Annotated in this window: 4 protein-coding genes; 3 read left to right on the top strand and 1 reads right to left on the bottom strand. The window is 44.8% G+C overall.

Annotated elements, in window-relative coordinates; genetic code table 11:
• Window positions 1–2,200: two-partner secretion domain-containing protein (locus QUA16_RS28530; RefSeq protein ID WP_445305419.1), on the bottom strand; the 2,200-nt coding region annotated here is incomplete at its 3' end.
• Between the two features lie 567 nt (window positions 2,201–2,767).
• Here QUA16_RS28530 and QUA16_RS28535 point away from each other — a divergent pair.
• From QUA16_RS28535 to QUA16_RS28545, 3 genes are all read left to right on the top strand, one after another.
• On the top strand, window positions 2,768–8,926 hold the full coding sequence (locus QUA16_RS28535) for an AAA family ATPase (RefSeq protein WP_333104419.1): 6,159 nt from the start codon (window positions 2,768–2,770) through the stop codon (window positions 8,924–8,926).
• 17 nt (window positions 8,927–8,943) lie between these two features.
• Window positions 8,944–9,168, top strand: a complete 225-nt coding sequence (locus QUA16_RS28540; protein WP_333104421.1) for a hypothetical protein — start codon at window positions 8,944–8,946, stop codon at window positions 9,166–9,168.
• 138 nt (window positions 9,169–9,306) lie between these two features.
• The coding region (locus QUA16_RS28545; protein WP_333181516.1) for an AAA family ATPase at window positions 9,307–14,225 on the top strand (4,919 nt) is incomplete at its 3' end.

Genomic DNA, 14,225 nt, shown 5'->3' on the forward strand with positions numbered 1-14,225 from the left:
TCGGTTCCGGCGTTGGTAGTGGGGTTGGTAGTGGGGTTGGAGATGGTGTCGGTTCCGGCGTTGGTAGTGGGGTTGGAGAAGGTGTCGGTTGTGGTGTCGGTTCCGGCGTTGGTAGTGGGGTTGGAGAAGGTGTCGGTTGTGGTGTCGGTTCCGGTGTTGGAGATGGTGTTGGTTCCGGTGTTGGTTCCGGTGTTGGTTCCGGTGTTGGTTCCGGTGTTGGTTCCGGTGTCGGTTCCGGTGTTGGCGATGGTGTCGGTTGCGGTGTTGGAGATGGCGCGCCAGAACTGATCGCAATATTGCCCTGAGTGTAAGTGCTAGGCGGCACCGGCACCGGGAATTGTGGCGAAATAGTCTCCGAACCTGATGTAATGGCTCCCGCCGTCCCATTCGTTGTCGCATCGCCGACAATAAAAGGTGTAGTAGTGCTCCCCGCGTGGCGAATAGTAATCGCGCCGCCACCCGTGCCATTAGCGCTGGAAATGCTCGCATTTACACCGCTGCTATCTGTAAAAGTGCCGCTGACTGTGAGAAGATTGCCAGCCGTGAGGTCAATACTGCCGCCAGTAGACTGAAGAGTGCCTGTAACGGCGATGTCGCTGGCCGCTTTGAGAGTAATATTACCCCCAGAAGTGGCGATCGCATCCAGCGCAATGCCCCCTCCTGACTCCAAAATCACAGGCCCGCCTGCTGTCGAAATCGCTCCCACTCCGATGCTATTGCCCGAAGCAACACCCGGTGAAGCAAAAAATGTCTCCCCTGCGGTGACATTCGGCGGCAGATTCGCAGCATTCGCCAGAGTCGAAACCCTCGATCGCAAAATTAAAGCTGCACTACCTGAAAGCACCGCCGCATCTGGATCGGCGGAACCTGACAAAGTAGTATCTGGCCCATTGATGGTAATATCTCCCGCCGCGATCGCGCCTTTTGCTTCTACCTTAAGTGAGGTTCCAGTATAATCCCCAAATCTCACATCTCCCTCGGAGCTAATAATCGGGTCGTACAAACTCAGAAAACTGCCGCCGTTGCCAGACAATGTGAGAATAGAAAAATTACCACGGGCAGCGAAGTGAGCATCACCGGAAACATTGCCATTGCTCAATAATGTGATATCCCCTGCGGATTGGAATGCAGGGCTAGGGTAATTTAGCGCGAAGATATCAATATTTTGATTACCTTGTATAGTAAGATTGCCGCCTGCGATCGCCCTGAAAGGATAACTGCCATCCCTCACCCGCACCGTATCTCCTGCCAACAGAAACAAATTGTTCTCAGTAAGTAGCTGGCTTTCTACCAAAGTGAGATTACGTGCAGCCGAGAGTGTAGCATTCTGACTATTAACAGTAGAACTAGCGATCGCCACATCCCCGCTTTCCACCCTCAAACCCGCCGTCAAAACCACTTCTCCTGCACCGTTAACGGAGACGCCAGTAGCAGAGTTCTCACCTGCGCCAGCAAGCAATTGCGGAAGAGACAAAGGCAGAGATAATTGCCCATTCTGTGCCAACAATCCCCCGTCAACAACCCCAATTTCTAAACTTAATAAATGCCCTTCTTGACTAATACGAACAGCATTTTTACCGGGGACAGCAGCGACAATAATATTACCTTGGGGAGCATGGAGAGAACCCGTGCTGACGACAGTACCGCCGATTAAAGTTATACTTTGTCCCGGCAAAGCAGCTAAATTACCTGCATTAATAATACTTCCCGGTTGGCTTAGATTAAAGTAAAAAGTGTTCGGAGTTCCTATCAGGGTACTGTAATCGTTCGCTCCAGCCACATTGAACAAACCCGAATCAAAACCGATGTTAGTAGCAGTAGTAGCTGTAAAAGCAGCCGGAAGATTCAAGCTCGCATTAGGGCCAAAGATAATGCCCGAAGGATTTATTAAAAACAGGTTGGAATTGCCACCAATTACTTGAATTAAACCATTAATAATAGAAGGATTGCCGCCTACTACCCGTCCTAAGATGTTCCGAATAGCGGGATTAGAGATAAAATTAGCAGTCTCCCCTTCCCTAAGCCCAAACTGTTGAAAACTGTGGAAAAGATTCGCTCCATCTCTAGAAGTTTGGCCGCCTGTAATATTCAAGCGATCGCCACTAGGTGTGACAGTAGTGCCAGTGCGATCGTGTGCAGGAACAATGGGTTGTGCTTGTACCACCGCTGTACTGACAATAGTGGCTGCGCTCGCTAGCATTGCAGCACCATGTATAGAAAATAAGGCTAGTTTCATTAGCTTTGAGCTGGCAGAGCACGTATCTGACAATTATAATTTTAAGGTATTAGCTACTCAGTGCGGTCAACTGTGGCGTAGACTTAGCGATTAAGAACCTCGTCACCATCAGGGCGGTTGCTATACCTGCATATCACATTCTGCACTCTCAACTGTCACGATCGGTTTTTACTTGTTTTTAGCCAGCAATACAGGTAGGATTTATAGTTTTATACCGTACATAGACTGATAAAAAACGTTTTAAAGCCATAATTTATTACTTTAAAAATAGAGTTTTCTGCGTAATTATGCTGTGTCACACTCCAGGCTGCGTAATGTGGGCTGAAAATCAAAGCAAAAGTGCGATCGACTGTTGGTGCACCATACAAATTAGGCGAGCGCGATCGGGGCTACCACAAAGTATTTGCAGGCTGCTACCGGACAAACTAAACATTTGTTACAAAAAGATTTTTTTTTCCTTTCAAACGCGCTATTGTATACAGAAAGCTAGTGCGTTTTGAGTTAGCTTTAATTTTTACCAAAAAAACCAATATGCTCTCTATTCCAGGCGTTGCTGTCCAGACGCTGCTTTACGAAAGTGTCAACTCTCTGGTTTACCGGGCGATTCGGGAAGCAGATAAAGAGCCAATTATCCTCAAACTGCTCAAAGAAAACTACCCCACACCTCAAGAATTGGTGCGCTACCGCACCGAATACCGCATCACCCAAGAGCTAAAAGAGCCGGGAGTCATACAAGTTTATGACTTGCAAAAATACCAAAATAGCCTCGTGATGTTTGTGGAGGACTTTGGCGGCGAATCCTTGACAATTTGGATGCAGCAGCCCTCCTTTACTCTAGAGGAATTTTTGCAAATTGCGATCGCCACCACGGAAGCATTAGGGCAAATTCACAGCGCCAATATTATCCACAAAGATATTAACCCCTCAAATATTGTTTACAACCCGGAAACGGGACAATTAAAAATTATTGACTTTGGCATTTCTACTCAGCTAACCAGAGAAACACCGATACTGAAAAACCCCAATGTTATTGAAGGCACCCTCGCTTACATATCGCCGGAACAAACTGGCAGGATGAATCGCACTCTCGATTACCGTACTGACTTTTACTCGCTTGGCGTCACCTTCTACGAATTGCTGACAGGAAAACTGCCTTTTGAGACAGACGATGCTTTAGAGCTAGTTCACTGCCACATTGCTAGACAGCCAGTTCCGCCGCACGAAATAGAGCCAGAAATTTCCCTAATTGTCTCGCAAATTGTCAGTAAACTGATGGCTAAAAATGCGGAAAACCGCTATCAAACTGCATTAGGATTGAAGCAGGATTTAGAAACTTGTCTGTTTCAATTACAAGCAACGGCTAACATTGAGCAGTTTGCCTTGGGAACGCGGGATATTACCGACCGTTTCCTAATTTCCGAAAAATTATACGGTAGGGAAACTGAAATTTCTCATCTCTTAGCCGCCTTTGAACGAGTTAGTACAGGTAGCGCCGAAATGATGCTGGTGGCTGGCTTCTCTGGCATTGGTAAAACCGCAGTAGTGAACGAAGTCCCTAAGCCGATCGCCCGAGTTAGGGGCTATTTTATTAAAGGCAAATACGACCAATTCCAGCGAAATATTCCCTTCAGTGCATTTGTGCAAGCATTTCGGGAATTGATGGGACAGTTATTATCAGAATCCGATGCTCAGTTACAAACCTGGAAAACCCAGATTCTGATCGCAGTAGGCGAGAGCGGGCAAGTCTTGATTGAGGTGATTCCTGAGTTAGAACGCATCATTGGCGCTCAACCGGCTGTACTAGAACTGTCGGGGAGTGCAGCACAAAATCGCTTTAATCTGCTGATGCAGAAATTTGTGCAAGTATTTACCCAAGCCGAACATCCCTTAGTGATATTTTTGGACGATTTGCAGTGGGTGGACTCGGCATCTCTGAAGTTGCTACAAGTATTGATGGAGGATACGGGGCATCTGTTAGTATTGGGTGCTTATCGAGATAATGAGGTGTCCGCTGCTCATCCGTTTATGTTAACAGTGGATGAGATTGTGAAGTCTGGGGCAGCAGTGAATACGATTACCCTGCAACCGTTGAGTTTAGCAGATATTAATCAGTTAGTGGCAGATACGCTGATTTGCGATTTATCCTTAGCCGGGCCCTTGACAGAATTGGTTTATCAAAAAACCCAAGGTAATCCCTTTTTCTCCACTCAATTCCTCAAGGCGCTGCATGAAGATGGGCTGATTATTTTTGACCCCCCTGTGTCCCCGACCCCCCTTTCATCCCCCCTTACCAAGGGGGGACAGAGGGGGGTACAAGGGGGGTGGCAATACGATATTGCTCAAGTTACATTTGCCCACACCTCGGATGTGGTGGAGTTGATGGCAGCGCAATTGCAGAAGTTGCCCAAAGAAACTCAGGATGTTCTCAAGTTGGCGGCTTGCATTGGGGCGCAATTTGATTTAGAGACATTGGCCATAGTCAACGAAGAACTACCCGAAGAAACAGCATCAGCGCTGTGGAATGCCTTGCAAGAAGGACTCATTTTAGTGATTGGAGAAGGCTATAACTTCATTCAAGCAGATGCTCAATCCCCGAATCAGTCTGTTGCTAATCCAACTTATAAGTTCCTGCACGATCGCGTCCAGCAAGCAGCTTATTCCCTAATACCCGAAAACCAAAAACAAGCCACTCATCTCAAAATTGGACAGTTACTCCTACACCAATATTCCGCCATAGAAAGAGAGGAAAAACTATTTGATATTGTCGGGCATTTGAATTTAGGGCAAGAATTAATCAGCCAGCCAAGCGAGCGGGAAGACTTAGCACAACTCAACTTAGAAGCTGGACGTAAGGCTAGAAATTCTACCGCCTACGCAGCCGCAATGGTCTATCTGCAAACAGGGATTGAGCTACTGACAGTCAACTGCTGGCAAAGTCAGTATGAATTGACCCTGAATCTCTATATTGCTGCTACCGAAGCTGCCTATTTGAATGCTGACTTTGATGGCATGGAACAGATGGCAGCAGAGGTATTGCAAGAAGCTCAGACGATTTTAGACAAAGTTAAAATTTACGAAATTCAAATTGCTGCCCAGACAGCCCTGGGCAAGATGTTGGAGGCGATCGCAGTGGGTAGAGATGCCCTGCGACTACTGGGGATCGATCTCCCCAGCGAACCTGACAAAGCCTTGATTGGTAAAGCGCTGCAAGCCCTGGCTAGCCAACTTCAGGACAGACTGATCGAGCAACTGGTTGACTTGCCTGTGATGACAAATTCACAGAATCGGGCAGCTATGCAACTCTTAAGAATGTTATGTACGCCCATTTTTCAAGCAATGCCGAGTTTAACACCCCTAGTTAGCTCCACTATGGTGAGTTTATCGCTCTCCTTTGGGAATGCACCCGCATCGACGGTGGGGTATGCGATGCACGGGATGGTGCTGTGTGCCTTTTTAGGAAAGGTGGAAACGGGCTATGCCTTTGGTAAATTGGCACTTTCATTGCTGGATCGGTTCAATGTGCCGGAATTTAAGTCCATGATTCTGTTTGTGTTTGGTTGCTTTATTCAGCATCGCCAACAATCTCTCTTGGCAACGATACCTACAATGAAAGATGGCTATACGGCTGGCATGGAAACTGGCGACTTTCTATTCGCTAGCTACAACATAAATATTTACTTTTCTAGCAACTTTTTCGGTGGGCTAGAACTAGACACTTGGGAAGCGGAAATAGCAGGTTACAGCGCTTTCATGGCCCAGGTAAAGCAATATTCTGCCCAGACTTATTTGAATATGGCCCAGCAGAGGGTGTGGAATTTGAGGGAAACCGTAAGTCAACCGGATTGTTTAATAGGAACTGCCTACGATGAAAGAGTGATGATTCCTAAGCACCATCAGGACAAAGACTTCACGGCGATCGCTAATGCCTATATCTACAAACTACTGCTTGCTTACTGCTATGGCAATTACACGGCTGCCCTAGACCATATTGCCCAAGCCAAGCTGTATGTGATGGCAGTATCGGGATTTGTTATTATTCCCATTTTCCATTTCTATGCAGCCCTTACCCAGTTGGCACTTTTTCGGGCCCAGCCAGACATGGAGCAAGCTGAAATTCTTGCTGAGGTGGAAACCCATCAAACGACTCTGCACCAATGGGCGCAAAATGCTCCCATGAATCATCTGCATAAATGGTATTTGATTGAGGCTGAAAAGCATCGCGTTTTGGGCAATAAAGCCGAGGCGATTGAAATGTACGATCGCGCCATCATTGGAGCCAAAGAAAATCAATTCCTCAACGAAGAAGCCCTTGCCAACGAACTGGCAGCCAAATTTTACATAGAATGGGGTAAAGAAAATTTTGCCCAACTCTACATGATTGAGGCATATTATTGTTATGTCCAATGGGGAGCCACTGCTAAAGTAATGGATTTAGAAACGCGATATCCCCAGTTATTAAAACCTATTCAAGCTGGAAGAAAAAACACTAAGACTACCGCAACCGTGACGAATACGGGTTTGGTGAATCACTTAGATATCAGCACAGTAATGAAAGCTTATCAGGCGATTTCCGGTGAAATAATGCTCGATAAGCTACTGTCTACCTTGATGAAAAATTTGATGGAAAATGCAGGGGCGCAAAGAGGCTATCTGATTTTATCAAGCCAGGGAAAGCTGTTAATTGAAGCTGAAGGCACAATAAACTCCGAACAAGTCACCGTGTTGCAGTCAATCCCCGTTGAAGATTGTCAAGAACTTTCCTCCGCAATTGTCAATTATGTAGCCCGCACTCAAGAAAGCGTGGTACTAGATGATGCTGTCCGAGTGGGACAATTTACCAACGACCCCTACATCCGAAAGCATCAGCCCAAATCAATTTTATGCGTGCCGCTAATTAACCAATCTCAAATCGTTAGTATTGTTTATCTAGAAAACAATCTAACAGCCGGAGCTTTTACGCCAGAAAGAGTGGAACTATTAAAAGTGTTATCTGGACAGGCGGCGATCTCGATCCAAAATTCTAAACTCTATACAGAAGTACGCGAAAGCGAGAACAGACTCGCTCAATTTTTAGAAGCAATTCCAGTGGGGGTGTCAGTGCTGGATGCTTCTGGCAAACCTTACTATAGTAATCGCGCAGCTATTCAATTAGTAGGTAAAGGAGTTATTTGTAAGGGCAGCAGCGAACAAATATCCGAGGTTTATCAAGTGTATAAAGCTGGTACAGATCAGGAATATTCCTCTGCAGAATTGCCAATTGTGCGAGCGCTGAGGGGCGAAAGTGCCACCGCTGAGGATATGGAAATTCACCAAGGTAATAAGATTATTCCGATAGAGGCTTGGGCTACTCCCATCTATGATGAAAATGACAATATTTCTTATGCAATTGTAGCCTTTCAAGATATCACAGAGCGCAAAAAAGCCGAAACAGAGCAGATCAGGTTCACCAATGAACTTTTTAAACTCAACAAAGCTTACGAGCGCTTCGTCCCCAATCAGTTCCTCCATTTTTTAGATAGACCAAGCATTGTCGATGTCGAATTGGGCGACCAAGTGCAGTTAGAAATGTCGGTGCTATTTTCTGATATTCGCGACTTTACTACGCTTTCGGAAAGTATGACGCCGGAGGATAATTTTCAGTTCATTAATGCTTATTTATCTCGGATGGAATCAGCGATTATTGAGAATCATGGCTTTATTGATAAATATATTGGTGATGCGATTATGGCCCTATTTAGCGGTAATGCTGATAATGCAGTAAATGCCAGTATTGCCATGCTGCATCAACTTCAAGTATACAATCAAGAGCGGGTTAATTCTGGCTATGTCCCGATTAAGATTGGCATTGGCATTAATACTGGGAATTTAATGTTAGGCACGGTGGGCGGGCCAAATCGCATGGATACGACGGTAATTAGTGATGCGGTGAATTTAGCTTCTCGTGTGGAAGGATTAACAAAAAATTATGGTGTTGCTTTACTGATTACACAGCAGACTTTTAATAAGTTAGCTAATCCTAGCAACTATGCTATTCGCATGATCGCTCAAATTAGTGTGAAGGGAAAAGTAGACTTATCTACAATTTATGAAGTTTTTGAGGCAGATATTCCTGAAACAAAGCGAGGAAAATTAGCAACCAAAGATTTATTTAATCAAGCTGTGAGCTTATATCGGCAACAGAAATTTATCGAAGCCACAGCATTATTTGCTCAATGTTTAGAAGTCTGCCCTTCGGATCAAGTTGCTCAAATTTATTGGGAATGGTGTGAACAAAAAAATATCAGTTTAAATATCGAGCTATTAGAGAGAAGTTTAGCATTAATTAAGCCTCACTCTGATGAATTTGTAAGTAACTTTTATGAAATACTTTTTAATGAGTCTTCTCAGATCAAAGCTCTTTTTATGAATACAAGAATGGCACAGCAAAAAGAAAAGCTTTGGCAAAGCTTAGAAATCATTATTGAAAATTTACGGAAACCTAAGTTAATTAATGTTTTTGCTAAAGGATTAGGTGCAACTCATGCCAAATATGGCGTTTCAGTAGAACATTTTCCTGTTGTGGCCAATGCACTCATTCAATCCCTGAAAGCGCAGATGGGTTTAGAGTGGACACCTGAAACTGAAAAAGCTTGGGTAGAGGCTTATACAATTATTCAGTCAGCTATGATTGATGGCATGGGAGTTATGTGACCTTGATGAGGTGTTTGATGCTGACGCTAGAAATTAAAGAGGGCAAGTTAGCTACGCTGGAATTGTTTGCAGAAGCTTGGGAAATTTACTCGGAAGGGAAGTTAGCTAAAGCGGCGCGGCTGTTTTCGGAGTGTTGGCGTCAGAATCCGGGGGATGCCGTCGCTAAAATTTATTGGGAACGCTGTCAGTCTACTTTAAGAAATCGCACAAAAATTAAAGACAGGCTACACAATGTAGATTAATGATAAAAGTCCAAAGCTCGATCGCTACATTAAAAACTAAAGATTTGTTACAAAAAAAAATTACCTTTCTAACGTGCTATTCTATACACAAAGCTGGTGCCTTTTGAGTTAGCTTTAATTTTTACCAAAAAAATCAATATGCTCTCGATTCCAGGCGTTGCCGTCCAGACGCTGCTTTACGAAAGTGTCAACTCTCTGGTTTACCGGGCGATTGGGGAAGCAGATAAAGGGCCAATTATCCTCAAACTTCTCAAAGAAAGCTACCCCACACCTCAAGAATTGGCGCGCTACCGCACCGAATATCGCATCACCCAAGAGTTGAAAGAGGCGGGAGTCGTGCGAGTCTATGACTTGCAAAAATACCAAAACAGCCTCGTGATGTTTGTGGAGGACTTTGGCGGGGAATCCTTGACAATTTGGATGCAGCAGCGAAAGTTTACTCTGGAGGAATTTTTACAAATTGCGATCGCAACTACAGAAATTTTAGGGCAAATTCACAGCGCCAACATCATCCACAAAGATATTAATCCCTCAAATATTGTTTACAACCCGGAAACAGAACAATTAAAAATTATTGACTTTGGCATTTCTACTCAGCTAACGCGGGAAACGCCAACCCTGAAAAACCCCAACATTTTAGAAGGCACATTAGCCTATATTTCACCCGAACAAACGGGGAGAATGAATCGCACTCTCGATTACCGGACTGACTTTTACTCCCTCGGTGTCACCTTCTACGAATTGCTGACAGCAAAACTACCTTTCGAGACTGAAGATTCTTTAGAACTTGTTCACTGCCACATTGCTAGACAGCCACTTACCCCGCATGAAATCGAGCCAGAAATTCCCCTAATTGTGTCTCAAATTGTCAGTAAACTGATGGCGAAGAACGCAGAAAACCGCTATCAAACAGCCGGGGGGCTAAAGCATGATTTAGAAATGTGTCTGCTGCAATTACAACAAACCGATAGCATAGAAGAATTTGACTTGGGAAGGCGAGATATTACAGACCGTTTCCTGATACCCGAAAAGTTATACGGCCGGGAAAGTGAAGTTGATAATCTATTAGCTGCCTTTGAACGGATTGCATCAAGACGATCGCCCCACCCCCCCTTAATAAATAGGGCTTCATGTGACTCCCCCCTTTGTAGGGGCGGTGCCCCCGTGCCCGCCCAGGGCGGGGGGGGATCGCATTTATCCGGCAGTGAAATGATGCTGGTGGCCGGCTTTTCTGGGATTGGTAAAACCGCAGTAGTGAACGAAGTCCATAAGCCGATCGCCAGACAGCGTGGCTATTTTATCAAAGGCAAATACGACCAATTTCAACGCAATATTCCCTTCTCTGCATTTGTACAAGCTTTTCGGGAATTGATGGGACAATTATTATCAGAAAGTGACGCTCAGTTACACAGATGGAAAACCATGATTCTCACCGCAGTAGGCGAGAGTGGGCAAGTGCTGATTGAGGTGATTCCTGAATTAGAACACATCATTGGCGCTCAAAATCCTGCACTAGAATTGTCGGGGAGTGCCGCCCAAAATCGCTTTAATCTGCTGATGCAGAAATTCGTGCAAGTATTTACCACAGCAGAACATCCATTAGTGATGTTTTTAGATGATTTACAGTGGGCAGATTCGGCATCCCTGAAGTTGCTACAAGTGTTAATGGAGGATAGGGGGCATCTGTTAGTGTTAGGTGCTTATCGGGATAATGAGGTGTCACCGACTCATCCGTTTATGTTGACGGTGGATGAGATTGTGAAGTCTGGGGCAGTGGTGAATACTATTACCTTGCAACCGTTGAGTTTAGCAGATCTCAATCAGTTGGTAGCAGATACACTGATTTGTAATTTATCCTTTGCCGGGCCATTGACAGAACTGGTTTATCAAAAAACCAAAGGTAATCCCTTTTTCTCGACTCAATTCCTCAAGTCGCTGTATGAAGAGGGTCAAATTACTTTTGACCCCCCTGTGTCCCCCCTTAGTAAGGGGGGAAGTAAAGGGGGGTGGCAGTGCGATATTGCTCAAGCTAGACTTACCCACGCCTCGGATGTGGTGGAGTTTATGGCGGCGCAATTGCAGAAGTTGCCGGCCATTACTCAGGATGTTCTCAAACTTGCCGCCTGCATTGGGGCGCAGTTTGATTTAGATACCTTGGCAATAGTCAACGAAGAATTCCCCGAACAAACGGCATCAGCATTGTGGAAAGCCTTACAAGAAGGACTCATTTTACAGATTACAGAAGGCTATAGCTTAATTCAAACAGACGTTCAATCCCTGAATCAGTCTGTTACTAACCCAATTTATAAGTTTCTGCACGATCGCGTCCAGCAAGCAGCTTATTCATTGATTCCCGACGACCAAAAACAAGCCACTCATCTCAAAATTGGAGAGTTACTCCTACAAAAATATTCGGACAGAGAAAGAGAGGAGAAACTATTTGATATTGTGGGGCATTTCAATCAAGGGATTGAGTTAATCAATCAATTAAGCGAACGAGAAGCCTTAGCCAAACTCAACTTAGAAGCGGGAGGTAAGGCAAGAAGTTCTACCGCCTACGCAGCCGCAATGGTCTATCTGCAAACAGGAATCAATCTACTGACAGCCAACTGCTGGAAAAGTCAGTATGAGTTGACCCTGAATCTCTATATTGCTGCTACCGAAGTTGCCTATTTGAATGGCGACTTTGATGGTATGGAACAGATAGCAGCAATGGTGTTGCAAGAAGCCCAGACGATTTTAGATAAAGTTAAAATTTATGAAATTCAAATCGCTACTCACACAGCCCAGAGTCAAATGTTGGAGGCGATCGCAGTAGCAAGCGATGCACTCTTGCAATTGGGAGTTGAACTCCCGACTGAACCGGATGAAGCCTTGATTGGTAAAGCGCTGCAAGCCCTGGCTAGCCAACTCCAAGACAGAAAAATTGAGGAACTGGTCGATCTGCCCGTGATGACAAATCCACAGACTCAGGCAGCCATTCAACTGTTAGGAATGTTGTTTCCAACCATTTTCCTGGGAATGCCCGGTTTGCTGCCCCTGCTTAGTTCCACGATGGTGAGTTTATCGCTCTCCTTTGGGAATGCACCGGCATCGACGGTAGGTTATGCGATTCACGGAATGGTGTTGTGTGCCTTTTTAAAAGAGGTGGAAACAGGCTATGGCTTTGGGAAATTGGCACGGAACTTGGTGGATCGGTTCAATGTGCCAGAATTCAAGTCTATAGTTCTCTTTTTGTTTGTTGGCTGGATTCAGCATCATCAAGAATCTGTGAGGGCAATGATACCGACGCTGAAAGATGGCTTTGCGGCTGGCATGGAAACTGGCGACTTTCTATACGCAGGCTACAGCATAAATATTTACTTTGATTCCAACTTTTTTGGTGGAATAGAACTAGATACTGTGGAATCAGAACTAGCAAGTTATAGTGCTGCCTTGGCTCAGGTTAAGCAATATTCTGCTCGGGTTTATTTAGATATGAAGCAGCAGATGGTGTTGAACTTGAGGGAAGCCCGTATTCTGTCGGATTGCTTAATCGGAACTGCCTACGATGAAAGGGTGATGATTCCTAAGCACCATCAGGATAATGAATTAACGGCGATCGCTATGGCTTACATCTGTAAACTGTTGCTTGCTTACTGCTATGGCAATTACACGGCTGCCCTAGCTCACATTGCCCAAGCAAAACAGTATTTAATGGCAGTATCGGGATTAGTTTTTGTTCCCGCTTTCCATTTTTATGCAGCTCTGACGCACTTGGCACTCTTCCCCATACAGCCAGAAACCGAGCAAGCTGAAATTCTCACCCTGGTGGAAACCCATCAAACCACTCTGCACCAATGGGCGCAAAATGCTCCGATGAATTATCTGCATAAATGGTATTTAGTTGAGGCCCAACGGCAACGGGTGTTGGGTAATAAAGCTGAGGCGATTGAAATGTACGATCGCGCCATCTCCCTCGCTAAAGAAAATCAATTTCTCAACGAAGAAGCCCTTGCCAACGAACTCGCAGCCAAATTTTACCTAGAATGGGGTAAAGAAAAATTTGCCCAACTCTACATGATTGAGGCGTATTATTGTTATGTCCAATGGGGAGCAACTGCTAAGGTAAAAGATTTAGAAAGGCGATATCCCCAGTTATTAAAACCTCTTCAACCGGGGATAAAAAACACTAAATCTAGCGCAAAAATGACGATCAGTGGTTGGGCTACTAACTTAGATATAACCACAGTAATGAAAGCAACGATCGCAATTTCTGGCGAAATATTGCTGAATAAACTACTGTCTAACTTGATGAAAATTTTGATTGAGAATGCGGGGGCGCAAAGAGGATATCTCCTTTTATCAAACCAGGAAAAGCTATTAATTGAAGCTGAAGGATCCATAAACTCTGAACAAGTCACCGTGTTGCAGTCAATCCCCGTTGAAACCTGTCAAGAGCTTTCCTCCGCAATTGTCAACTATGTGGCTCGCACTCAAGAAAGCGTGGTACTAGATGATGCTGTCCGAGAAGGACAATTTACCAACGACTCCTACATCCAAAAGCATCAGCCCAAATCAATTTTATGTGTGCCACTGATTAACCAATCTCAAATCATTAGTATTGTTTACCTAGAAAACAATCTGACAGCGGGAGCTTTTACCCCAGAAAGAGTGGAAATATTAAAAGTGTTATCAGGACAGGCAGCTATCTCGATTCAAAATTCTAAGCTTTATACAGAAGTACGCGAAAGTGAGAACAGACTGGCTCAATTTTTAGAAGCAATTCCAGTGGGGGTGTCAGTGCTGGATGCTTCTGGCAAACCTTATTATAGTAATCGCGTTGCTATTCAATTATTAGGTAAAGGAGTTATTCCTCAAGTTACCAGCGAACAAATCTCCGAGGTTTATCAAGTGTATAAAGCTGGTACAGATCGGGAATATTCCTCTGCTGAATTGCCAATTGTGCGAGCGTTGAGAGGCGAAAGTGCCACCGCTGAGGATATGGAAATCCACCAAGGCAACAAGATTATTCCGATCGAGGCTTGGGGTACTCCCATCTATGATGAAAAGGACAA

The sequence above is a fragment of the Microcoleus sp. S13_C3 genome, from assembly GCF_036700905.1.
Lineage (GTDB): Bacteria > Cyanobacteriota > Cyanobacteriia > Cyanobacteriales > Microcoleaceae > Microcoleus.

What these genes read in the sequence shown, in the direction of transcription:
- QUA16_RS28540 (WP_333104421.1), top strand. Translation starts at nt 8,944, where the DNA reads ATGCTGACGCTAGAAATTAAAGAGGGCAAGTTAGCTACGCTGGAATTG.
- QUA16_RS28535 (WP_333104419.1), top strand. Translation starts at nt 2,768, where the DNA reads ATGCTCTCTATTCCAGGCGTTGCTGTCCAGACGCTGCTTTACGAAAGT.